Below are 24,787 nucleotides of genomic sequence, written 5' to 3' on the forward strand. Positions count from 1 at the left end.
CTTCTACAAAAATTCAGATTTAATAACTCAAAAAAAAGCGTAACAGTATATAATTTTTAAATTATGCACCCATAATTTATAAATTATGCATTGGTTTTTTCGTACATAAAAATTGATTTTCAACCGTTTACAAAACCAAAAACAAAAACACACCTTCAAATAAAAAAATACGCTTTATACAAAAACATATCCTTTTAAATTTGTGTAACAACAATCAAAAAAATTCATCATGAAAAAAACTGCAATTGTATTTGATGGTTTCCGAGATATCGAACTGTCAAATTCCCAAAAAAAAAGCATCAGGGGCGGATGGGGGCCAAACGGACCAAAGCCCGGTGATCTTCCTTTGGAAGGAGAACCAGTAGGAACCAACAACAATGGGGACGGAACTAGAAATGACGACATTCCTATCGATCCTAATGATCCGACAATTCCTAATTTACCTTTATAATTTCTTAAGCACATGAAAAAAACAACAATCAGCTTTGATCATTTCACAGAAAATGAAATATCAAATACTCAGAAAAAAAGCATTAAAGGCGGAGGTGGTTCAAACGGAACAAAAACAGGAGGACTCCCTATGGAAGGGGAACCTGTAGGAACAAACAACAATGGAGACGGAGTACCAAATGATAATGATAACATTATCATTATTACAGATCCTATGTAATTTCCTCAGAAGTATAATTCCCTGATAGTCTTTTAGCAAATTGTGTCGGAGAGACACCGGTACGTTTGCTAAAAGATTTTGTAAAAGACACTGCATTTTTAAAGCCCACACTCTCTGCAATCGCCTGTGTAGAATATTTCCTGTAGGTTGGATTCTGGATCATCTCATTGATCACATAATTGATTTTCAACTCATTGGAATACTCACTAAACGTTTTACCAAATCTTTTGTTCACCACATAAGAAAGGTACGTAGTATTGGTCTTTATTTTTTTAGCAACAGCCTGTTGCGTAAAATTAGGTTTCAGGAATTCTTTTTTAAGCTCTAACGCCTTTAATTTAGCCGCAATTTCATTCTCCTTTTCTTCATCGATACTCAACATAGACGAATTCGAAGCTGGTACTTCAAGGACTCCTTCTTCGGCAATCTCATTTTCAACAGGTTCTGATTCAAAAACTTCAGCAACAGGAACAATCTCCGGCGCTTTATTCTTAAATTCTGTTATCAGACGATTGACCTTTTCATTGATTCTTTTCTTATCCCGATACTGTTTAAAAGCAAAAAGAGCCAGCCCGAATGCTAGAACAACAGAAGACCAGGTAACTATTTTTTTAATCAGGATATCGGAAGACAGATCGTGCTGTAAATCAATCATTTCCTTTTTAAGATCCTGATTGCTTAAATGATTGTTCACACTTAAGACCTCATTGTTCAAATCGGATTCAAACTGCTCAAATTTGGCCAGATAAATTTCTGAGTGCTTTACCGCATTCTCTTTGTCTCCCAAATCTTTATAAATTTTGGATTGATAATAATTCGAACGGACATATTCCAATGCATTGGTATTATCCTTCTGATAAATAGAATCCACGCGTTTAAAGAAAACCAAGGCCTGTTTGTAACGCTTGGTGCCGAAATACAAATCTCCCAGATTATAATTTACATTGCAATACTCGGAAACCATGTTGTTCTCCTTTGCTAACTGCAAAACACTCTGGTAAATATTTTCAGCTTCCTTTAAATTATTCTTATAGTAATAGATATTGGCCAGGTTCTTTTGCGCCATTACTTTATTATTGAACAAATCCTTAGAATACAGTATGGCCTTTTTATAGAAGTATTCCGCCGAATCCAGAAGTTTTTCATCCTTTTTTTCCGCCACATAACTTCCCTGATAAAAGTTTCCGAGATTGCAATTGATGTTGCTTTTTCCCTGACGAAACTGGCTTGGTGTGTACAGCCCCTGATTATTGTTCATAATCTGCTCGGAAATCTTGCTGGCTTTGATCGCCATTTTGTAATTCCCTACCTCGCCGTTGATGGCCGAAATATTGTTGTTGAACTTTACAATCTGCATGACATCACCTGCCGATCGGGACATTTTCATACCCGCCTCATATTGTTGGAGTGCTTCACTGAAATTACCTCTTTTCCAATTGGTCAACCCTTTATAATTTAAAATATAGGCATTTAATTTGGTCTTATCTCTGGAAGGCTTCACCCGGCTAAGGGCTTCTGTCGATTTTTTATAATACAGATTGGACTGCACCGTATCACCTTTGATTTGAAACAAATAGGATTTGGCGCCATAAGCAAATGCCTTATGTGAAAAATTGTCCGATAGTTCAATTCGGTCGGAAACGATAAAAGCACTGTCGGTATTGGAATTGATTAACAGCCTTACTTTGGAAAACAAAACAGCATACTGCTCATCGCTCAACGTTGATTTTCTCTGTGAAAATCCAACAAAAGAAATCAATAAAACTGTTAAAAGGCTAAGAAATCTCATCTCAAATTATAAAAAAATTTTCACAAAAGTAATCGTTCGGATACGCATTAACAAATGAATCCTTCCCAACAACGTTAAATCCGCTCAAAAATTATAACAGTATGCCATTGAATAGTTAAATTTGTTTACTTACTTTTGTGAACCAAAATAACAAACAACGATGAAACCAGATTTATTTCAAGCTCCTGATTATTACCTGTTAGACGACTTGTTAACAGATGAACATAAATTGGTACGTGACTCTGCGCGTGCGTGGGTAAAACGTGACGTATCTCCAATTATTGAAGAATATGCCCAAAAATCGGAATTCCCTAAACAGCTGATTAAAGGTTTAGCGGAAATCGGTGGTTTTGGCCCTTATATCCCGGTTGAATACGGCGGTGCCGGTTTAGATCAAATCTCTTACGGATTGATCATGCAGGAAATCGAGCGTGGAGATTCCGGAGTTCGTTCAACTTCTTCTGTTCAGTCATCTTTGGTAATGTATCCGATCTGGAAATACGGAAACGAAGAGCAAAGAATGAAATATTTGCCAAAATTGGCTACCGGAGAATGGATCGGATGTTTCGGTCTTACGGAGCCGGATCACGGTTCCAACCCGGGTGGTATGGTAACGAATTTCAAAGATATGGGCGACCATTATTTATTGAATGGTGCCAAAATGTGGATTTCCAACGCTCCGTTTGCAGACATCGCTGTAGTATGGGCAAAAGATGAAACAGGAAGAATTCACGGTTTAGTGGTAGAAAGAGGCATGGAAGGCTTCACTACTCCTGAAACGCACAACAAATGGTCGTTAAGAGCTTCTTCAACCGGAGAGCTTATTTTTGACAACGTAAAAGTTCCGAAAGAAAACCTATTACCGAACAAATCCGGTTTAGGTGCACCACTAGGATGTTTGGATTCTGCCCGTTACGGAATCGCATGGGGTGCTATCGGTGCTGCTATGGATTGTTATGATACCGCTTTAAGATATTCTAAAGAACGTATCCAGTTCGACAAACCAATCGGAGCGACACAATTACAACAAAAGAAATTAGCCGAAATGATCACTGAAATCACCAAAGCTCAGTTATTGACATGGAGATTAGGTGTATTGAGAAACGAAGGAAGAGCAACTTCCGCACAAATTTCAATGGCAAAAAGAAACAACGTGAACATGGCAGTTGAAATCGCACGTGAAGCACGTCAGATGTTAGGTGGTATGGGAATTACCGGTGAATACTCGATCATGAGACATATGATGAACTTAGAATCGGTTATCACTTACGAAGGGACGCACGACATCCACTTGTTAATTACAGGAATGGACGTGACCGGTTTCTCTGCATTCAAATAATAGATACTATCCGCAAATATTTAAGAGAGTCTTTTAAGGCTCTCTTTTTATTTTCAGTACATTTGAAATAAAACTTTTCTTATGAAACTAAACGAATTTCTACTTCCGGAATTTCTTCACGAAACGGCAAACACCAGAAAATTACTGGCTTCCCTGCCGGAAGAACATTTTGATTACAAGTCCAGCGAAAAAGCAATGAGTCTTTCCCAATTGGCCAACCATATTGCCGAAATCCCAACCTGGATCCCGGCTACTTTTTTGCATCCTGAACTTGACTTTTCAAAATTCAAATATGTGGCTCCCAAGCACCAATCGGTTAGTGACCTTTTGACTTTCTACGATAAAAACATCGAAGAAGCCACAAAACTGATGCACGAAGTAAGCAACGAAACCCTTCAGGAAAACTGGACCATGAGAAATGGCGAAACAATTTATTTCACCATGCCGAAACTTTCGGTTTACCGCATGTTTGTCATGAACCACACCATTCACCACCGCGGACAACTAACCGCATTTCTTAGAGCGCTAAACGCTAAATTCCCAGGAATGTATGGTCCTACCGCCGATGATGAAATGTAACAAGCCTTTCTGAAAAATTCAATGTTAAAAGCTTCTCTAAAACGGGAAGCTTTTTTATTTTTGCAGTGCGAAAACAAAAACCGAAATTTTAGAGTTTTCGTATATAATTAAAAGATGCCCCATGAATATCCAGTCCATAAATAAGTCTATTCAGCAACAGAAGCAGCAATTGCTAAACCATTCGCTATATGCTCAAATCCAGAACATTGATGATTTGCGTCATTTTCTGGAAGGTCACGTATATGCGGTTTGGGATTTTATGTCCCTATTAAAGGCTTTACAGATGAAACTCACCTGCACCACGACGCCTTGGTTCGCTTCTGCCAATCCTGAAATGCGTTATCTTATCAATGAAATCGTATTGGCTGAGGAATCCGATATCACTTTAGACGGAAATAGACAAAGCCATTTCGAAATGTATCTGGACGCCATGAAAGCCTGTGGTGCCAACACTAAAGACATTGACGTTTTTCTGGAGAGCGTGATTGCCATGCAGAACATTTTTGTATCGATCCGAATCAGTGATCTGAACCCGAAAATAAAAGACTTTCTTGATTTTACGTTCCGCGTGATCGATCAGGGTAAGGCCCATGAAATTGCTGCTGCCTTTACCTTTGGAAGAGAAGACCTGATCCCGGAGATGTTCACGGAAATCCTGAAAAATTTTAAAGCGAATTTCCCGGAAGTGGATTTATCCAAACTGATCTATTATTTCGAGCGCCACATCGAACTGGACGCCGACGATCACGGACCAATGGCAATGAAAATGATTACCGAATTGTGCGGCGACGACCACCAGAAATGGAAAGAAGTGGAAGCTATTTCGATTCAGGCACTGGAAAAACGCATCGGTTTATGGGATGCTATTGAAGAACACATTAACGAAAAGCATTTAGCTACTACATAAAAAGAAAGTCCCGAATTATCGGGACTTTTTCAGTTATATTTATTTATGATTCCGGCGCCAATTCCACTTCCAAACCGTCAATTTCGGGTGTGATATGAATCTGGCAACCTAACCTACTATTATCTTTTACGTTATAAGCTTCCCAGAGCATGGCTTCTTCATCGGGTGCTTTTTCGGGCAGTTCCACATCGTTAAGCACATAACACTGACAGGAAGCGCACATCGCCATACCGCCACAGATCCCGATAGTCCCTTCCGGCGCCAATTCATAAGCTCGAACCAGCTCCATAATGTTCATGTTCATATCGGTAGGTGCCTGTACTTCGTGCGTTACACCTTCTCGGTCCGTTATTTTGATAGTAACATCTTGTGACATAAATTAGTCTATTGCTTTAACTACTGCTTTTTCCGCCTCTTTTCTTGTTCCGTCGAAACCGTCTACTCCGGAAACCGTGGTGTATTTCAACACATATTTTTTTCCAGGGTTCAGTTTGTTATATACCGACTGACACATTAAGGTTGCTTCGTGGAAACCGCACAAAATCAGTTTCAGTTTTCCAGGATAGGTGTTTACGTCACCAATCGCGTAGATACCTTCTATATTCGTTTGATAATCCAAAGCATTGTTTACCACAATGGCATTCTTCTCTATTTCCAAGCCCCAGTGTGCAATCGGGCCTAATTTTGGTGTCAGTCCGAAAAGAGGTATGAAATAATCGGTTTTGATGTTACGGTGCGCACCGTTTTCGTCGATGTCGATGGATTCCAGATGTTCAGCCCCGTTCAGGCCTACAACTTCGGCCGGTGTAATTAAATGGATTTTTTCGGCATGCTTCAGTTCCTGCACTTTTTCCACCGAATCCAAAGCGCCACGGAATTCGTTTCTTCTGTGAATTAAGGTTACTTCTTTAGCCACATCCGCAAGGAAAATACTCCAGTCCAAAGCAGAATCCCCGCCTCCCGCAATTACGATGCGTTTGTTGCGGAACAATTCCGGATCTTTAACAAAGTACTCTACGCCTTTGTCTTCGTAAAATTCGATATCTTCAATTAGCGGTTTTCGGGGCTCAAAACTTCCCAAACCACCTGCAATGGCAACTGCTTTGGCTTTGTGCTCCGTTCCTTTGTTGGTGGTTACGATAAAAGTACCGTCTTCCAGTTTCTGAATGGTTTCGGCTACTTCGCCTAAAGTGAAACCCGGTTGAAACTGTTTGATCTGCTCCATTAGATTGGTCACCAAATCCCCCGCCAATACAGAAGGGAAACCCGGGATATCAAAAATGGGTTTTTTAGGATACAATTCCGTTAACTGACCGCCGGGTTGCGGCAAACCGTCAATGATGTGGCATTTCAGTTTTAAAAGTCCGGCTTCAAAAACGGCAAAAAGTCCCGTAGGACCTGCACCGATGATGAGTATATCTGTTTCAATCATTTTTCTTAAGTTGCTGAGTAACTAAGTTACTGAGTGACAAAGTTAATTCGTTCTAAAAACACCAAACATGATTAATATCAGGTTTGCGTGAGGGATGGGAGTGGCATCCTTTTATGGCGCGAAGCAGAATAAAAGATATAACGTACAGCCCGGCCTCGTTTTTTTTAACGAGAACACGCCCAAAAAATTAGGCTACGTTTACAACCGTTTCGATTTGCGGCGCGTATTTTTTAATCGTGGTTTCCACTCCTGCTTTTAAAGTCATCTGGTTGATTTTGCACGAAGTACAAGCGCCTTCCAAACGCACTTTTACGTGTTTGTCTTCTTCGATTTCGACCAAAGTGATGTCGCCACCATCAGAATTTAAAAACGGACGGATTTCCTCCAGCGCTTTTTCAATAGTTGACTTTAATTCTTCTGTGTTCATCATTTTCCGATTATTTTTTCACGGCAGAACAACCCGCCATAGTGGTTATTTTAATTGCTTCGGTTGGCGGAAGGTTGTCGTTACGACGAACGGTTTCTTCCACTACGCTTCTTGCTAAAGTTTCGAAGGCCAGTTGTACCGGTGTAGCGGTTTGTAACGCTGCCGGACGCCCGTAATCGCCTGCTTCACGGATGCTTTGTACGATCGGTATTTCACCTAAGAAAGGCACATTCAGATCTGCTGCAAGGTTTTTGGCACCTTCTTTTCCGAAGATGTAATATTTATTGTTCGGTAATTCTTCCGGTGTGAAATAGGCCATGTTCTCAATGATCCCCAAAACCGGCACGTTGATGCTTTCGTTCTGGAACATCGCCACGCCTTTTTTAGCATCGGCTAAGGCAACAGCTTGCGGCGTACTTACTACAACCGCGCCCGTAATTGGTAACGATTGCATGATGGATAAATGGATGTCTCCTGTTCCCGGTGGCAAGTCCAGCAACATGAAATCCAGTTCGCCCCAATCGGCGTCGAAAATCATTTGGTTTAAAGCTTTTGAAGCCATTGGCCCTCTCCAGATTACCGCTTGATCCGGACTGGTGAAGAATCCGATGGATAGGATTTCAACCCCATAACCAGTGATTGGTTTCATTTTGGATTTCCCGTCTACCTCAACGGAGATCGGTTTTGCACCTTCCACATCAAACATGATCGGCATGGACGGCCCGTAGATATCAGCATCCAGAACCCCGACTTTAAAGCCCATGTTCGCTAACGTTACCGCTAAATTGGCAGTGATGGTAGATTTCCCAACCCCTCCTTTTCCGGAAGAAACAGCGATGATGTTGCTGATGCCCGGTATGGATTTTCCTTTGATTTGCGGTTTTTCGGGAGCTTCTACTTTGATGTTTACTTTTACTTTCGCTTTGTCGTAAACTTTTTCATGAATCACTTTCATGATGTCTACCTCAGCGCGTTTTTTAATGTGAAGTGCCGGCGTGGTCAACAATAAATCCACTACTACTTCGTCGCCGAAAGTGATCACGTTCTGAACCGCACCGCTTTCAACCATATTTTTTCCTTCCCCGGCTATGGAAATGGTTTCCAAAGCACTAAGAATTTCTTTTCTGTCTAATTTCATTTTTATTTGAGAATGCTTAAATCTTTAGGAATCAAATCTTTATTAAGACTGATTCTCGATTGCAAAGATAACTTGAAAAGTTTAATAGTGGAACCCCAAAACGCTAAAAGTTTTGTAAAAATATTACCTAAAACCGGATTTCAGGCTGCCAGAAATGTTTCTCAAAATCGACAATCTGATTGTTTTTGACTTTAATGCCTTCGCTTTCGAGCAATTGCTGCATAAGATTGGTACCGTCAAAATGATGTTTTCCGGTAAGCATACCGGTTCGGTTTACCACGCGATGGGCCGGAATATCGTCTTTCAGATGGGAAGCATTCATCGCCCAGCCCACCATTCTGGCAGAACGCGCCGCCCCTAACGCTTTGGCTATCGCCCCATAAGACGTTACTCTGCCGTAAGGAATCTGACGGGCCACTTCATATACCCGTTCGAAGAAATTCTCGTTATCGGAAGCCATTTAGCTTTTCAAGATTTTCAACAAGGTCACTATAGAGATGATTCCGGTTACCGTTCCGATGATGTAATTCCCGTTGGTCATTAAAAAAGACGGCTTATCGCTTTCTTTCTTCTTAAAAAACAGGATGTAAAGGTAAAACATAAGAAAGGAGCCTACCACCGTACCAAAAACAAACAGCCAGATATACGATTGGTTAAAGAAAAACCAGCCTTTTCTTGAGAACCAGACGCTTAAAAACACATAGTAGGGAATCGGCAGTAAATTCAGGAAAGACAAAAGCATCCCCAAAAAAAAACGACTGGTTTTGCTCTTCATTTTTAATTCTTCCTTTTCTTTTTTCTTCTTCTTCCCTGCCCAGAAAAAATACCCGGTCAGGCCGATGAAAATAAAAAGACCAATTTCCTGAAGCAGGATGACCACATTCGGATTTCGGTCGATGAATTTGGCAAACAGGACCGCCACATAGGTTTGAAACAGTACGGTTACACTGGCGCCCAAAGCAAAAATCATGGCCCTGTTTCGCCCGTCTACCGCACTAACTTTTGCCGCGGTCATGTTGAGCAGACCGGGAGGAGCCACTCCAACCGAAGCAGCCGTAAACCCTAATATGAGCGGCAAAAAGTAGTTCATTTATTTTATCTTAAACTGTATGTAGGTTATCGGTTTATTCTGCTCTAAATACTGACTTTCATAAAAAGTCTGGATCGCGGTTACCACTTCCGGAGAACCTTCATTCTTATACACGTTATGATTCGCATAAATCACCTCGTGCCCTTGTCCGTGCAACAAACCTAAAGTATAACCGTGCATGAATTCACTGTCGGTTTTCAGGTTCATGATCCCGTTGTGTTTCAATATTTTTTTATAGCGCTGCAAAAACTCAGAGTTGGTCAGTCTGTGCTTAGTACGCTTGTATTTGATTTGCGGATCCGGGAAAGTAATCCAGATTTCATCTACTTCTCCTTCAGCAAAACAATTCTCAATCAGTTCGATTTGGGTACGCAAAAAGGCAACGTTGTTCATTCCGTCTTCCACTGCTGTTTTAGCCCCTCTCCAAAATCGTGCCCCTTTGATATCCACCCCGATAAAATTCTTATCCGGATAACGTTCTGCCAATCCTACCGAATATTCCCCTTTACCACAACCTAACTCCAATACTAACGGATGGTTGTTTTTAAATACTTCTTTATTCCACTTGCCTTTCAACGAAAACTGATCGTTTGTCACTTCCTCACGTGTCGGTTGAAACACATTATCAAAAGTAGCATTCTCGTTGAATCTTTTTAATTTATTTTTACTTCCCACAGCTAATTTAAAATTTTGGTAAAATTAAGGAAATATATGCCAAAAAAAATAGCGTTACTTTGCACTTAATTATTTCGCAGCAAATATATAAATTTAACCGAAACAAATTGATTACGAAATAGTTAAGCAATTTCAAAGCCGATTATCTAAAAAAAATGTCAAAAAGAAAAATTCTTGTTGCACCTCTAAACTGGGGATTAGGCCATGCCACCCGATGCATTCCTGTTATTGAAGCTTTAGAACAAAACGGCTTCGAACCGGTTCTGGCTTCCGATGGTATTGCCCTGACGTTACTGAAAAAAGAATTCCCGCATTTAACCGCTTTGGAACTTCCTGCCTATAAAATCGAGTATGCAGAGAAGGGCAAAAACTTCAAATGGAAACTTTTCAAACAGCTTCCTAAACTACAGGCTGCCGTCCAAAATGAAAAAAAAACCGTTGAAAACTGGCTGACGGCACACCATATAGAAGGCATCATTTCCGACAACCGTCTGGGCGTGCATTCCAAAAAAGTACCTTCGGTATTTATCACGCACCAACTGAATGTATTAACCGGCAATACTTCCTGGCTGACTACCAAAATACATCATTATTTTATCCGAAAATTTAAAGAATGCTGGGTACCCGATGTGGAAGGCAAACCAAATCTCTCCGGAAAACTAGGCCATCTAGACAAACAATCTTTGGCGGTAAACTATATAGGTCCGATCAGCCGTATGAAAAAAAAGGAAACGCAGCCGCTATACGATTTAATGGTCCTGCTTTCAGGACCGGAACCCCAACGCACGTTGCTGGAAAACAAACTGAAGAATGAACTGAAAGACTACGATGGTAATGTCATTTTTGTACGCGGTGTGGTGGAAGAAGAACAAAAAATCACGAAACGTTTCAACATCACCTATTACAATTACATGAATACCGAAGCATTGGAACTGGCTTTAAACCAAAGTAAAATGGTACTGTGCCGTTCGGGCTATACCTCTATTATGGATTTGGCAAAATTAGGTAAAAAGGCTTTTTTCATCCCCACACCGGGACAATACGAGCAGGAATATTTAGCCAAAAAACTCAAAAAGAAAGGTTTGGTCCCTTCCTGCAAACAAGAAGGTTTCACCATCGATCAATTATTGAAAATCGATTTGTACAAAGGATTGAAAGAAGTTGAAAGTGATGATGTGGATTGGAAAAAAATGTTCCGCGTTTTCAGCTGAAACACTATTTTGCTTTTTCCAGTGTAAAGGAGAATTCCGAACCGTGGCCGTGCTTACTGTCTACATAAATCCTTTCGTCGTGGGCTTCGATGATGTGTTTTACAATGGACAACCCTAAACCGGAACCACCCTCTGAACGGGCACCGCTTTTGTCGACACGGAAGAAACGCTCGAACAAACGCGGAATGTGGTGTTTCTGGATCCCTTCCCCGTTATCGGTTACACGAACGATGATTTTATTGTTCACCAAATCCTCCACACTGACTTCCGTTGTACCGTTTTGCTTACCGTATTTGATGGAATTCATGATCAGATTGATCAAAACCTGCTCGATTTTCTCATAATCACCGCGAACCAGCACCGGTTTTGGATATTTTCGGTCGAACATCAGTAGGATGTTTTTCTCGTCGGCTTTCATTTCCAACAGATCGAATACGTTTTGCACGACTTCAACAATATTGAATTCGGAAATTTCAAGGTTCAGGTCGCCGACTTCCAGTTTGGTAATCATGTCGAGATCCTTCACAATGTAAATTAACCGTTCCACACCTTTTTCAGCACGCTGCAAATACTTTTTGAGCAGGGTTTTATCCTTCATGGCACCGTCGAGCAAGGTGGAGAGATAACCCTGAACTGTAAACAAAGGCGTTTTAAGCTCGTGGGAAACATTCCCCAGAAATTCACGCCTGTATTCTTCACGGATTTTAAGGGTTTCGATTTCGATTTTTTTATCCGTGGCAAATTTCTGCACTTCACGGGTTAAGGTCGCCATGTCTGTGGTAATGGGCTGGTTTCTCAGGGTAGTGGAATCCAGGAGCGACACATCGTCGTAGATTTTCTTCACCCGCTTGTAGATGAATTTCTCCACCCGGTACTGCAGCATGAAAAACGAAAACAAAAGGGTTCCCAAAGCGAAAAACCCGATAAATTTGTAATTAATTTCAAAAAAAAGATACAATAAAATGGCAACAAAACCCGTGGTGAACACGCTAACGTAAAACGATGATTTTATCGCAAATTTGTATGATTTCTTAAAATTTATGCTCATTTACAGCTCCAGCTTATAGCCAACTCCTTTTATGGTTTTGAACAGGTCCTCACCAATTTTTTCTCTTAGTTTACGAATATGCACGTCGATGGTTCTTCCACCCACAACCACTTCGTTACCCCAAACTTTATCAAGGATTTCTTCGCGCTTGAATACTTTCCCTGGTTTTGACGCTAACAGGTAAAACAACTCGAATTCTTTTCTCGGCAGGATGATTTCTTCTCCGTTGTTGACAATTTTATATTCCTCACGGTTGATTTCGATATCACCGATTCGCAACACATCGCTATTTTTCTCCTCGTCTTTCAAACGACGCAGCAAGGCCTTTACTTTGCTTACCAAAACTTTCGGTTTGATCGGTTTGGCGATGTAATCGTCGGCTCCGGCATCAAAACCGGCTACCTGGGAATAATCCTCGCTTCTGGCGGTTAAAAACGTGATAATCACATTAGCCAGTTCCGGCATCCTACGGATGTTTTCACAGGCTTCCATCCCGTCCATTTCCGGCATCATCACATCCATGATAATCAAATGGGGCAATTCTTTTTTTGCTTTGGCAATGGCTTCTTTCCCATTGCTTGCAGTTACGATCTGGTAACCTTCCTGAGTCAGGTTGTACCCAACAATTTCGAGTATGTCCTGCTCGTCATCAACCAATAAAATCTTAATGTCTTTCTTTTTCATAAATGTTGACACTATAGTGTGTTTTCGGGATGTAAAGGTAAAGATAATACAAATCGTTGTACGGCGCATCACATCTGTTAACGATTATTTAATGTCTTAACGATTTGGTAATGTCTTCCAAACAAAACAATAACAACTGAGTAACACTCGATTAACGCGCCCGGAGTTCCTTTGCACCGAATTAAATAACACATACTAATGAAATTGAAATTTTTATTTGTCGCCTTATTTACCACCCTTTTAGGTTTTGCACAAAAAGGAACCGTGACCGGAACCGTAACAGACAAAGACATGAATAATGAAGTATTGTCATTTGCCACTGTTATGATCAAAGGAACATCCAACGGTGTTAACACCGATGAAAAAGGAAAATACATCCTTTCCGTAGCGGAAGGAAACCATACCCTGGTAATTTCTTTCCTGGGCTATGAAAGCGTGGAAATCCCTTTTACGATTAAAGCTAACGAAACACTTGAATTCAATCAGGCCTTAGGTTCTAAAGGTGTGGAACTAGAAGATGTAGTAATCAAGGTAGAACAGAATCGTGAAAAAGAAACCGCTCTTTTAGCCGAACAAAAGAAAGCGGTGGAAATCAAACAGTCCATCGGGGCACAGGAATTATCCCGAAAAGGAATCAGTGATGTAGAAGAAGGTCTGACCAAGATTACCGGAATCACAAAAGCAGAATCAAGAGGATTATTTGTAAGAGGATTGGAAAACCGATACAACAACCTATTGATCAATGATTTACAAGCACCTTCCAACAGTCCGTTTAAAAAAATCATCCCTTTGGATTTATTCCCAACGGATATTGTAGGTGTATTGGAAGTATACAAAACATTCAACCCTAATATTCCCGGAGATTTTGCAGGGGCTACCATTAATATTGCCACAAGCGAACCCAAATCTTCCCAAACAAAATTCAGTGTTGGCTTTGGTTATGTAACCAACAATAACGGAAGTGATTTCTTAACAACCGAAACCTCCAACAACACGCAAGGCTTTTTTGGTATTCAGAAACAATACAGAGAATTGCCTTCTGCCTACGGATCAATCGGCGCTCACCGATTAACGGCTGCAGAATACAAAGAAGGGTACAAAAACAGTTCCTGGAATGTAGATAAAGTTAGCGCTCCGATCAACAACAGCATCAGTTTTAGCCATTCCGACAAATTCAATCTTAAAAAAGGTTCTTTCTCTTATTTAATTTCATTAAACGGAGACAACAAATACCAGGTAAGAAAAGGGGCGGAACGCTCTTTTATCGAAGGTCTTGGGGAGTACAACAACAATTTATTCTCACAGGCATTCAGCTACCAAACCAATGCTTCAACCTTAGTAGGTTTGAAATTCAAATCCGATCGTTTTCAGGTGGCTACCAATTCGATCTACATGAGAACCACCGAAAGTTTAGTTAAAGACCAATACGGTGTACTTTCGAATCAAAAATCAACACCAAACCGTTTGGTTAGAACTAATCAGTTTGAGCAATCGGATTATTTCAACAACCAATTATTGACAAGCTATAAGATTACTTCTGACGACAAACACAACGTAAAAGGAGGCTTATCATACGTAAAAACACTTTACGAATTACCGGACAGAAAATTCCTTGACGGAAAATTAAACAACGACGGTTCTTTTGAAAACTCCTACGGAGGTAACACACTAAACCGTCAGCATTTCAAAATCAAAGGAAATTATTACGTAAGCGGTTTATTGGAATACAAACTTAAATTCGGTAAAGAAATCAATGGCAAAAACAACAACTTGACCTTAGGTTTCAATTCCTATCGAAACAGTATTACTTCCAAATACCGATTCTTCTCAACCCGAGCTTTAAGTGGAAGTTATACCGTGACCACATCCCTGAACGATATCAATGACCAAATTCTGTCCGATATTGAAAGCGGATTGGTTTTCGAAAGAGAAGAGTCTACTTCAGATTATAAAGTAAAACTGAATCAGTTTGTAAATTCTGGCCACGGAAATGTATTCTTTAACTTATCCGAAAAAATCGAAGTGAACGGAGGGGTTCGTTTTGAAGCGTCAAACCGTGTTATAAAATACCGTTCGATTTCAGATGCTTTCACAAGTCCGTACAGAAAAATTACAGAAACCAAAAACTATTTCCTTCCTTCTGTAAACACAAAATATACGTTAACAGAAAAAGCGAATTTACGTTTTGCAGCTTCACAGACCGTTACAAGACCGGTAATGATGGAAGTTTTACCGATCCAGTTTGTAAATCCTGACGGAACGGTTGAAACCGGTAACAGCAACTTAAAGGATACCAAAAATTTAAATGCTGATTTAAAATACGAGTTCTTCTCAGACCGAAAAGATATGGTAGCCGTAGGTCTTTACGGAAAAAACATTAAGGATCCGATCGAAAGAATCTACAAACCGAGTGCAACGCAGATTACTACTTTCCAAAACTCAAAAGTAGCCAACCTATACGGAGCGGAATTTGAATTCATTTTCAACATGGCACATTTATCGGAAAACCTAAACAACCTTTCCCTTGGCTTAAATGCTTCCGTGATGAAAACCAACGTTGAAATCGCGGATGACAATCAATTGGAAAACAATCCGACAAGAGAATTACAAGGAGCTTCCAACTGGGTTTTAAATGCCGATGCCAAATACGAATTCGATTTAGGAAAGAAAGTTAAAAACACTGTTTCATTAGTATATGGCGTAAAAGGAAAAAGCATCTATGCCGTAGGAACTGCAGGAATTGATCACATTTATGAAATGCCTTTCCACAAATTAGACTTTGTATATTCCAGCAAATTGACGGATAACATCAGTGCAAAATTCTCAGCCGATAACATTCTGAATCCGTACCAACGGTTTGAATTGGGCGACGAAAGCAAAGTAAATATCACCGAACCTTCTTTGGTAGTAAAAGAATATAAAAAAGGTGTTGGTTTAAGTTTGAGTTTAAGTTATTCTTTCTAATACTGGCAAACACCAGTGTAGTCTGATAAATCCTGCTACGGCAGGATTTATTGTTTACAGAAAATTTACATTCCCAAAAATCCTTAAAAATTTAGTAATACTTCGCTAACGCTGAGATTATTAGCCCCCTATACATTTGCTAAAAAAATAAAAAACATCACAATGAAAAAATTAGTATTGAGTTTAGCTGTATTAAGTGTATTGTTCACAAGTTGTTCGGAAGACGACGAAACAACAACTCCGGTAACACCTGCAACAGGTGAAATCACAGGAGACATCACAACTAATAAAACTTATGCTTACGGAAACTATACATTAACAGGAATCGTACGCATTAAATCTGGAGCTACTGTAACTTTCGATGCAGGTTCTACTATCACAAGTACCATTGCTAATGGTGTAGATGCTTTAGTGGTTGAAAACGGCGGTAAATTAATCATCAACGGAACAGCTGCTGAGCCGGTTGTCTTCACAGAATCTTCCATGACACCAGGATCTTGGGGAGGAATTATCATGTACGGAGATGCTCCGATCGTTGGTGCAAGTGGTGTAACAACTGCTACATCTGAAGACGGTTTAGCTTTACCTTACGGTGGAACAAACGCTGCACACAACGGTGGATCTTTAAAATATGTACGTGTGGAATACGCTGGAAAGAAAATTACAGACGGAACAAGTGAAATGAACGGTTTCTCTTTCTACTCTGTAGGTTCAGGAACAGTATTGGAAAACTTAGTATCTTACAAAGGTGCTGATGACGGTTATGAGTTTTACGGTGGAACAGTAAGTGCTAAAAACTTAATCTCTTACGGAAACTATGACGATTCATTCGACTGGCAAGATGGCTGGAAAGGTGAAGCAAACACCAACTGGTATGCTTACCAAACCGGAACCGGAAACTTTGGAATGGAAATCGAAGCGAAATCTGTTAACAATTCATTCTGGCCAAAAGTAAGCAACATCACTTTAAAAAGAGCTGCCGGAACTTTAACTGAAAACGGTGCTGCTGAGTATGATGCTATCCAATTCAAAAAACAAGGAAACGGAGAATACTCTAACGTTTTGATCGAAGGTTATACAACTAACGCTAACGCTGTAGCAGTAAGAATTCAGGATGCTGCAACCAACACCGATCAAGTGACCGGAAGTAAAATTAAAATGAACGGCGTAAAAATCGTTGGGGCTACACCGGAAACAGGTAGAGGAGCTGATACTTTTACAGTAGCTTTCCCATCAGGTCAATACACTACAAGTGCTTCTTCAACAGGAGCTAGCCTTACACCAGGAGCTTGGGCAACTGTTAACGGGGTTAACTTGTTACAATAATAAATTACACCAATATATTACAAAAAACGCTCTTCATCGAAAGGGCGTTTTTTTTGGCATACTATTTGAAAATATTTTTATATATTTACACAATATTGGATCACATGAAGAAAAACTACTTCTATATTATTCTTTTCGTTTGCTTTTTATTTTCCGTGAGTGTTCAGGCTCAGGAGAGTAAAGCATCTTCTGTGAACAAAACCCAGGAAAACACCATTGAAGGTTTAAGCATCTACCCGAATCCGGTTTCAGGGGACCGCATCTTCATTTCCACCAAGAACAATCTGGAGAAAGAAGTGGAAATTTTCGATGTATTGGGAAAACGTGTTTTACAATCCACCATCAGTAATAAAGAATTGTTTATCGGTTCCATTTCTGCCGGCGTGTACATTATCAAAATCAAAGAAGGAGAAGCAGCCGCTACCAGAAAACTGATTGTGAGATAATTACAGCTTGCCGTTTTTTACAACTTAACTATAATTTCACATTAAAAGTTTTACAGATTCGTAAATACTAGTTATCTTTGTTGTCCAATTTTTAAAAATCATCTCGATATGAAACAAATTTACGCGTTATTGTTAACTTTAACAATTAGTGCTCTTTCCTTCGGACAAACCACTTATCTGAACGAAAGTTTTAATTATCCTGACAATACGGTTTTAACATCGACCGGCACACCAGATCCAACCACACAATGGGCAGAATACAGCGGTGCTGGTGTCGAAAAAATCGACGTTGGTGCTTCAAATGGATTATCATATGCTGGTTACAATGATGGAGGCGGTAGCATCACAGGTTTTGCATCCGGGAATGCTGCTAAAGTAGACAACACTGGACAAGACATCAACAGAGCCTTTTCATCTGTCCCGGCAAACGGAAGCACCATATACATGTCTTTCCTTGTAAACATAACCAATGCAACCACAGGTTACTTCATTGGCTTAACCAATACCGGCGCAAGCCCCCTTGTTGCCAGAATTTGGGTAAAACCTTCTACAATTGACGCCGTAACAAAATACAATATCGGTATTAGCAACAATGTTGCTTCCGGTACTTATGCCGGTACTCCTACTGAATTAACCTTAGGAACTACCTACCTAGTAATTTTAAAATACGAAAACACAGCTACCGGAAACGCAAGCCTTTGGGTAAAAGCAACGGGAGTTCCAGCTTCTGAAGCTGCTGCCGGAGCACCGGAAGTTTCAATTTCAGGAAGCGGTAACGGAGCCATTGAAAAAGTATACTTAAGACAATTCAACGCATCACAAAACCAAACAGTTGACGCTATTTATGTTTCTTCCACTTGGATGGGAACCACCCCATGCAGCTTAGCTTTAGGAACAGCAGTAGCCGCTTGTGATGCCACAACAGCAGCTATCGACACATACAACGCAACAATACCTTTTACAGGAGGTAACTCAGGAACCTATAACTTATCTTCAAATGTCGGAACTATTGGTGGAGACAACCCTTCAACCACAGCAACCGGAAATATCACTATTACAAACATCCCTGAGGGTACAAACGTAACATTAACAGTTAGCGGGACTTGCAATTTAACCAAACCAGTAACTTCTCCAGAGTGTAAAATCGACAATACTCTGCCGTTTAACGAACCTTTCAACTATACTGTAGGCACAGCCTTGAGCACTTCACAGCAATGGACAAATACCTCAACCGGATCGGATGAAATTTTAGCTACTACAGGAAACTTATCATATGCAGGTATAACTTCAACTGGAAATTCGGTAACGTTTTCCGGAACGGGAAGTGACACTAAAGCAAGATTTACTGACACAACCTCAGGAACTATTTACGCTTCTTTCTTAGTAAAAGTAACGGATTTCGCTTCTATGGGTGATGGTAATTCTGCTTATTTCGCAGGCTTTACATCTTCAACAGGAACTTTCAATGCAACTGTTTGGATCAGAAGAGCCGGCACACAATACCAATTTGGAGTAAATGCGGGCACAAGTGCCGCGACTGTAGTTTGGTCAGCGAACTTATACACTCCTGAAGCTTCAGATTTGTTCAACAACCAATACTTGACTTTAGGTTACAATTTCACAACGAACCTTGTTACTTTGGTTGAAAACCCAACTATTGGCGGATCAGGAACAGTTACTGCTGCTATAACACCGGCTGCGGCTTATACAAGTGTAGCTTCTTTCTTCTTACGTCAGGACGACAACAAGACACCTACCACAATGGTGGATGAATTAAAAGTAGCCACTACAGTAAACTTTACTTTAGGTACAGCAAGTTTCAACAATATTGAAGGTTTAAGCATGTACCCTAACCCTGCAAACGACATCTTACACATCACTACAAATGCTAACGGCGTTAAAACCGTGGCTATCTACGATGTAGTTGGAAAACAGGTATTGAACACTACCACTGCTAATGAAAGCATCAGCGTTGCTTCATTAAACCCTGGTATTTACATGGTTAAAATTACCGAAGAAGGAAAAACTGCTACCAGAAAACTGGTAATCAAATAATTCCTTTTTACCTTATAAAGAAAGCACCAGCGAAAGTTGGTGCTTTTTTATTTTAGCAACAAAACGTTTTCTCTTTTTATTTTTAATAAAATAAAAAAAATCCTATTAAATTTACATCCGTTTCTAAAATAAAACAAACATGAAAACAAAACAACTCTTAGCTACGACATTACTGTCACTGACTTCATTATTCACTTTTGGTCAAAACGTACAATCGAATGCATTGGGAACAAGTGGCGGTTTAGACGCCGGTACCACAACAGGCGCAGGCGGAAACACATTTTACGGATGGAAGGCCGGAAAAAACAGTGTAACCTCATACCAAAGCAATACTTATATCGGATCATTTTCAGGAAGCAATACTCTTAGTTCATCCACTATCTCTCCCAACGCAAACACTTTCGTAGGTGCATATTCCGGAAATGGAGCCACAGCCGGTTATAGCATTTTTTTGGGAACTAACTCAGGTGATTTTTCGGTCGGTTATTCCAACGTATTTTTAGGGAATGGAGCCGGAAGCTATTGTATCGGTAACCAAAATCTACTGATCGGAAATGGCTCAGGTGAAGAACTTACCGGCTCTAAAAACATATTTATAGGAAATGTTAATTATGTTGGCTTAAACGCCGAAGAAAAATTATTAATAGATAACGAACAATTTGACAAACCATTAATTTGGGGTGATTTCGCAAATGACCAACTAAAATTTAACGCAAAAGTAGGCGTTGGTTATAACTTTGGTAACTATCCAACAACAGCAGGCGGTGCAAGCCTTAGTAATTACAACCTGTTTGTAAAAGGAGGCATTTTAGCAGAAGTAGTTCGTGTAAACCTACAATCTTCCTGGGCTGATTATGTATTCAATAAAGAGTATAAATTACCTACACTTGAGGAAATCGAAAAACATATTGCTGAAAAAGGCCACTTACCAAACGTACCCTCTGCACAAAAGGTAAAAGAAGAAGGTATTGAACTTGGCGAAATGGCAAAAATCCAACAAGAGAAAATAGAAGAATTAACGCTTTACATCATTGAACAAAACAAAATAAACAAAAAACAAAGTGAGGAAATCGAAGAATTAAAGAAAATGGTTCTTGAAATGGCTCAAAAAAAATAGTGTTAGTGATTTAATGTATTAGCGAACCTACAAGTTTAGCGAATCAATAAATAATTAAAGCATTTTAAACACCAACTCACTACACAGATGAAAATAGTAAAATTCTTATTTTGTTTAGCTTTTATTTTCCCTTTAAAAGGAAACAGCCAAACAATAACCACGGTATATCAGGGCAATGATCCCAGCATAGAAATCTTTATGGTTTCACAAGGATTCACAACCACTTCCATGTCAAATTTTGATAACTTTGTCACCACCTTTATCAATGATATGTTTGGTGACCCAAGCAATCCAACAACCTATCCCGGAACACCTCCTTTCAACGCCCTACGGGATAAATTCAAAGTAACGACCGTAAAGGTTCTTGCAACAGTAGAAGGCGAGCCCTTTGCATATTTTCAACATTCGGGCACAGGAAGCCCTTCAACTGCCTATTTTTGCGGAGGAGCCACCTATAATCCTGCGATCAGTGATATAAGCGTATACAACGATTTCCGAACACGGATGGATAACTTAACCGCTACCCTGCCAAATTACAACAGCAATTCCCTTGTCATAGCCTATTTCAACAACAATTACTATACAGGTGGCGGCGGAAAATATGTATTCACAACCAGGTTCTGTGGGAGCCCTATCATGCGAAGCGTTGTAAAACATGAATTAGGCCACACATTTGGGGTACTTGGAGACGAATACGATCAAACTTTTGGGGCAAATGTTACACCAAGCAGCTTCCCTATCTTTTTTGACAGAAATGTCACGGACAAAACAACCAACAACCAAGCACCTTGGGCGTACTTAATCAATCAAAATGCCACTTGTGTCAATACCCCAAATTGCAATGTAGGCATGTTCTTGGGCGCCAATTATACCAATTCAGGCTGGTACCGTTCTGAACAAACTTGCCTTATGAGAGATTTAGGTACTCAACAAAAGTTCTGTCACACCTGTGAAGACATCCTGAGAGAAACCATTCTCAAATATGATTGCCATGCAACCGAAACCATCACTGAGAATTTCATAAACAAACATCAGTATATGTTGCATCTGAGAAAATCATCTAATTTATTAACCACAACTTCAGTGATCGGCCCGGACATTTCGGTAAAATTCACCTCTCAAAACACAGTTCTTTTGAGTGATGGTTTTCTAGCCTCAACCGGTTCTGATTTTACAGCTACGATTAGTGATTGTTCTTATATTGACATAACAAACAACGAAAGAATTTCAAATCAGCGAGAGTACTCCCCAATTTTCCCCTTGGAATTGATAAATTTCTCAAAAATTGAGAACGAAGAAACAAACAGCATCGACGGACTGAATATTTACCCTAACCCTGCAAACGACCTCTTACACATCACCACAGACGCTAACGGTGTTAAAACCGTGGTTATCTATGATGTAGTTGGAAAACAGGTTTTGAACACCACCACTGCTAATGAAAGCATCAGCGTTGCTTCCTTAAACCCTGGTATTTACATGGTTAAAATTACTGAAGAAGGAAAGACAGCTACCAGAAAACTGGTAATCAAATAATTCCTTTTCACTTTACAAAGAAAGCGCCGGCGAAAGTTGGTGCTTTTTTATTTTTGTACCTTTGCCACATGTTTAGCACTTCAGACATTTTTTACATCGGCTCCAAAAAAGAATTTGAGAAACTTACGCTCAAAGTATTTCGTTACCAATACGATAACAACACTGTGTACCGAAATTTTTGTGAACTGCTGAAGAAAGACAAAACCAATGTAAAATCATTAACTGAAATTCCATTTTTACCGATACAGTTTTTCAAATCGCACGATGTTTTAAGCACTGCGGAACCCGTACAGATTACTTTTACCAGCAGCGGCACGACCGGTATGGCCACCAGCCGTCATTTGGTTACGGATCTGGATTTTTACAACGAAAGCTTTCGACTGGCCTTTTCGCAGTTTTACGGAAATATTGAAGATTATGTGGTTTTAGCACTACTCCCTTCCTATTTGGAACGCGAAGGTTCTTCGTTAATTTACATGGTGGAAGATCTAATTGAACGTTCCAACCAACCTGACAGCGGTTTTTACCTGCACAATTACGACGAACTGATCCAAAAGCTGACCGAACTGGACAGTTCCGGCCAGAATGTACTTTTAATTGGCGTAACATATGCTTTGCTGGATTTAATTGAACTACAGAACTTCCAGCTGAAAAACACCATCATTATGGAAACCGGCGGGATGAAAGGCAAACGTAGGGAAATCATCCGGGAAGAATTACACGAGATCCTTTGCAAAGGCTTTGGGGTTTCTGAAATTCATTCGGAATACGGCATGACCGAATTATTATCACAGGCATATTCTTTAGGCGAAGGGATTTTCGAATGTCCACCCTGGATGGAAATTTTAATCCGCGATACCGAAGACGCCCTTTCCTATGTAGCAGAAGGCAAAACCGGCGGGATCAACGTGATTGATTTGGCCAATGTAAATTCCTGCTCCTTTATTGCCACGCAGGATCTGGGCAAAAAATATCCCAACCATTCTTTCGAAGTGTTGGGACGTTTTGATCATTCCGATATTCGCGGTTGCAACCTGATGGTTATTTAACCTTGATTACGTAGTAATTTTTCTTTCCTTTTTGCACTAACAAAAACTGGTTGTTAATCAAATCGGATTTGGTGATTTTATAGTCTTCGCCAACTTTCGCCTTGTTTAAGGAAATCGCATTTTGCTTCAACTCTCTTCTTGCATCACTGTTAGAGGCCAGGAATCCAGTTTTAGCCGACAAAGCCGCAATCATATCCAATCCTTCTTCCAAATCTGCCATGGCAATTTCCGCCTGAGGCACCCCTTCAAAAACTTCTAAAAAAGTTTTATCGTCCAGTTTTTTAAGTTCATCCATAGATGGACTGAAAAACGCATTGGAAGCCGCAATAGCATGTTCTAACTCTTCTTTAGAATGTACCATAACGGTGATTTCTTCCGCAAGTTTTTTCTGCAATGCTCTCAAATGCGGTGCCTGATTATGTTCTGCACTTAACGCCTCAATTGTCTCTTTATCTAAAAAGGTGAAAATCTTAATGTATTTTTCGGCATCAACATCCGAAGTGTTCAGCCAGTACTGGTAGAATTTGTACGGAGATGTACGCTCGGCATCCAACCAAATGTTACCGCCTTCTGATTTTCCAAATTTGGTCCCGTCTGCTTTGGTAATTAAAGGACAGGTTAAGGCATACGCTTTTCCAGCCTCAATTCTACGCACCAATTCTGTTCCGGTAGTGATATTCCCCCACTGATCGCTTCCGCCCATTTGCAGTGTACAGCTTTTAGTGCGGTATAAGTGCAAAAAGTCAAAACCCTGCACCAACTGATAGGTAAATTCCGTGAAAGACATCCCCTCAGAGCTGTCGCCACTTATTCTTTTCTTCACCGAATCTTTGGCCATCATGTAGTTCACGGTAATATGCTTTCCGACATCACGAATGAATCCTAAAAAGGAGAAATCCTTCATCCAGTCGTAGTTGTTCACCAATTCGGCTGCGTTTGATTCGTTAGATGTAAAATCTAAAAATCGTGCCAATTGCCCTTTTATAGCATCCTGGTTGTGGCGTAAAGTAGCTTCATCCAACAAATTTCGTTCATTCGATTTCCCTGACGGATCCCCAATCATTCCGGTTGCCCCACCTACAAGCGCTACGGGCTTATGTCCGCTCAACTGAAAATGTCGCAACATCATTACCCCCACCAAATGTCCTATATGCAATGAATCAGCAGTTGGATCAATACCCACATACGCCACACGCATCTGTTCCATCAAATGTTCTTCTGTGCCTGGCATTACGTCGTGGAGCATTCCTCTCCAAGTCACTTCTTCAATAAAATTTTTCATTTGTATCCTGAATTTCCGCAAAG

General features: G+C 40.2%; 24 protein-coding genes. 13 read left to right on the plus strand and 11 right to left on the minus strand.

Features of this window, described 5'->3' with window-relative positions; translation table 11 throughout:
* The first annotated feature begins 229 nt into the window (after positions 1 to 229).
* Together ACWPKD_RS07830 and ACWPKD_RS07835 are read left to right on the plus strand one after the other, a co-directional pair.
* On the plus strand, positions 230 to 451 hold the full coding sequence (locus tag ACWPKD_RS07830) for a hypothetical protein (protein ID WP_455412124.1): 222 nt from the start codon (positions 230 to 232) through the stop codon (positions 449 to 451).
* A gap of 12 nt (positions 452 to 463) precedes the next feature.
* On the plus strand, positions 464 to 670 hold the full coding sequence (locus ACWPKD_RS07835; protein WP_455412125.1) for a hypothetical protein: 207 nt from the start codon (positions 464 to 466) through the stop codon (positions 668 to 670).
* Here ACWPKD_RS07835 and ACWPKD_RS07840 read toward each other — a convergent pair.
* Positions 663 to 2,459, minus strand: a complete 1,797-nt coding sequence (locus tag ACWPKD_RS07840) for a helix-turn-helix domain-containing protein (RefSeq protein WP_455412126.1) — start codon at positions 2,457 to 2,459, stop codon at positions 663 to 665. The genes ACWPKD_RS07835 and ACWPKD_RS07840 overlap by 8 nt on opposite strands.
* A gap of 160 nt (positions 2,460 to 2,619) precedes the next feature.
* On the opposite strand from ACWPKD_RS07840, the gene ACWPKD_RS07845 reads away from it, so the two are divergent.
* From ACWPKD_RS07845 to ACWPKD_RS07855, 3 genes are all read left to right on the plus strand, one after another.
* Positions 2,620 to 3,798: an acyl-CoA dehydrogenase family protein gene (locus ACWPKD_RS07845; protein ID WP_455412127.1), complete on the plus strand. Its 1,179-nt coding sequence runs from the start codon at positions 2,620 to 2,622 to the stop codon at positions 3,796 to 3,798.
* Positions 3,799 to 3,879: 81 nt separating this feature from the next.
* Positions 3,880 to 4,377, plus strand: coding sequence for a DinB family protein (locus ACWPKD_RS07850; RefSeq protein WP_455412128.1), 498 nt, complete (start codon positions 3,880 to 3,882; stop codon positions 4,375 to 4,377).
* Between the two features lie 121 nt (positions 4,378 to 4,498).
* Positions 4,499 to 5,284, plus strand: a complete 786-nt coding sequence (locus ACWPKD_RS07855; RefSeq protein WP_455412129.1) for a DUF3050 domain-containing protein — start codon at positions 4,499 to 4,501, stop codon at positions 5,282 to 5,284.
* Positions 5,285 to 5,327: 43 nt separating this feature from the next.
* Here the strand turns inward: ACWPKD_RS07855 and ACWPKD_RS07860 are convergent, their stop codons facing one another.
* From ACWPKD_RS07860 to trmB, 7 genes are all read right to left on the minus strand, one after another.
* Entirely contained in the window at positions 5,328 to 5,660 is a 333-nt protein-coding gene (locus ACWPKD_RS07860; RefSeq protein ID WP_455412130.1) for a ferredoxin, read from the minus strand.
* 3 nt (positions 5,661 to 5,663) lie between these two features.
* The gene (locus ACWPKD_RS07865) at positions 5,664 to 6,716 is read right to left on the minus strand and encodes an NAD(P)/FAD-dependent oxidoreductase (RefSeq protein ID WP_455412131.1); all 1,053 of its coding nucleotides are present in this window, start codon (positions 6,714 to 6,716) and stop codon (positions 5,664 to 5,666) included.
* 187 nt (positions 6,717 to 6,903) lie between these two features.
* Positions 6,904 to 7,143: a NifU family protein gene (locus ACWPKD_RS07870; protein WP_455412517.1), complete on the minus strand. Its 240-nt coding sequence runs from the start codon at positions 7,141 to 7,143 to the stop codon at positions 6,904 to 6,906.
* A 10-nt stretch (positions 7,144 to 7,153) separates the two neighbouring features.
* Positions 7,154 to 8,281, minus strand: coding sequence for an Mrp/NBP35 family ATP-binding protein (locus ACWPKD_RS07875; protein ID WP_455412132.1), 1,128 nt, complete (start codon positions 8,279 to 8,281; stop codon positions 7,154 to 7,156).
* Between the two features lie 127 nt (positions 8,282 to 8,408).
* Positions 8,409 to 8,741: an MGMT family protein gene (locus ACWPKD_RS07880; protein WP_455412133.1), complete on the minus strand. Its 333-nt coding sequence runs from the start codon at positions 8,739 to 8,741 to the stop codon at positions 8,409 to 8,411.
* Entirely contained in the window at positions 8,742 to 9,371 is a 630-nt protein-coding gene (locus tag ACWPKD_RS07885) for a LysE family transporter (RefSeq protein ID WP_455412134.1), read from the minus strand.
* On the minus strand, positions 9,372 to 10,046 hold the full coding sequence (gene trmB / locus ACWPKD_RS07890; protein WP_455412135.1) for a tRNA (guanosine(46)-N7)-methyltransferase TrmB: 675 nt from the start codon (positions 10,044 to 10,046) through the stop codon (positions 9,372 to 9,374). It lies immediately after the preceding gene.
* Positions 10,047 to 10,201: 155 nt separating this feature from the next.
* Here trmB and ACWPKD_RS07895 point away from each other — a divergent pair, with 155 nt between their 5' ends.
* Positions 10,202 to 11,257, plus strand: coding sequence for a glycosyltransferase (locus ACWPKD_RS07895; RefSeq protein WP_455412136.1), 1,056 nt, complete (start codon positions 10,202 to 10,204; stop codon positions 11,255 to 11,257).
* A 4-nt stretch (positions 11,258 to 11,261) separates the two neighbouring features.
* On the opposite strand, the gene ACWPKD_RS07900 is transcribed toward ACWPKD_RS07895, so the two are convergent.
* Both ACWPKD_RS07900 and ACWPKD_RS07905 read right to left on the minus strand, forming a co-directional pair.
* A complete protein-coding gene (locus tag ACWPKD_RS07900) occupies positions 11,262 to 12,305 on the minus strand; it encodes a sensor histidine kinase (RefSeq protein WP_455412137.1) in 1,044 nt (347 codons plus the stop codon).
* Positions 12,306 to 12,989: a response regulator transcription factor gene (locus tag ACWPKD_RS07905; protein ID WP_455412138.1), complete on the minus strand. Its 684-nt coding sequence runs from the start codon at positions 12,987 to 12,989 to the stop codon at positions 12,306 to 12,308. It abuts the gene before it with no gap.
* A gap of 198 nt (positions 12,990 to 13,187) precedes the next feature.
* Here ACWPKD_RS07905 and ACWPKD_RS07910 point away from each other — a divergent pair, with 198 nt between their 5' ends.
* From ACWPKD_RS07910 to ACWPKD_RS07940, 7 genes are all read left to right on the plus strand, one after another.
* On the plus strand, positions 13,188 to 15,953 hold the full coding sequence (locus ACWPKD_RS07910; protein WP_455412139.1) for a TonB-dependent receptor domain-containing protein: 2,766 nt from the start codon (positions 13,188 to 13,190) through the stop codon (positions 15,951 to 15,953).
* Between the two features lie 162 nt (positions 15,954 to 16,115).
* Complete coding sequence (locus ACWPKD_RS07915) at positions 16,116 to 17,279, plus strand: hypothetical protein (protein ID WP_455412140.1); 1,164 nt, start codon at positions 16,116 to 16,118, stop codon at positions 17,277 to 17,279.
* 104 nt (positions 17,280 to 17,383) lie between these two features.
* Positions 17,384 to 17,725: a T9SS type A sorting domain-containing protein gene (locus ACWPKD_RS07920; RefSeq protein WP_455412141.1), complete on the plus strand. Its 342-nt coding sequence runs from the start codon at positions 17,384 to 17,386 to the stop codon at positions 17,723 to 17,725.
* Positions 17,726 to 17,833: 108 nt separating this feature from the next.
* Positions 17,834 to 19,780: a T9SS type A sorting domain-containing protein gene (locus tag ACWPKD_RS07925; RefSeq protein WP_455412142.1), complete on the plus strand. Its 1,947-nt coding sequence runs from the start codon at positions 17,834 to 17,836 to the stop codon at positions 19,778 to 19,780.
* Positions 19,781 to 19,919: 139 nt separating this feature from the next.
* Positions 19,920 to 20,897 carry a hypothetical protein gene (locus ACWPKD_RS07930; RefSeq protein ID WP_455412143.1) on the plus strand — a complete coding sequence of 326 codons (978 nt, stop codon included), beginning with the start codon at positions 19,920 to 19,922 and terminating at the stop codon, positions 20,895 to 20,897.
* Positions 20,898 to 20,984: 87 nt separating this feature from the next.
* A complete protein-coding gene (locus ACWPKD_RS07935; protein ID WP_455412144.1) occupies positions 20,985 to 22,433 on the plus strand; it encodes a T9SS type A sorting domain-containing protein in 1,449 nt (482 codons plus the stop codon).
* Between the two features lie 68 nt (positions 22,434 to 22,501).
* The gene (locus tag ACWPKD_RS07940; protein ID WP_455412145.1) at positions 22,502 to 23,482 is read left to right on the plus strand and encodes a LuxE/PaaK family acyltransferase; all 981 of its coding nucleotides are present in this window, start codon (positions 22,502 to 22,504) and stop codon (positions 23,480 to 23,482) included.
* Here the strand turns inward: ACWPKD_RS07940 and tyrS are convergent.
* Positions 23,475 to 24,764 (minus strand): tyrosine--tRNA ligase, encoded by a 1,290-nt coding sequence (gene tyrS, locus ACWPKD_RS07945; RefSeq protein ID WP_455412146.1) that lies wholly within the window; start codon positions 24,762 to 24,764, stop codon positions 23,475 to 23,477. The genes ACWPKD_RS07940 and tyrS overlap by 8 nt on opposite strands.
* Between the last annotated feature and the right edge of the window lie 23 nt (positions 24,765 to 24,787).

The sequence above is a fragment of the Flavobacterium pedocola genome, from assembly GCF_053764385.1.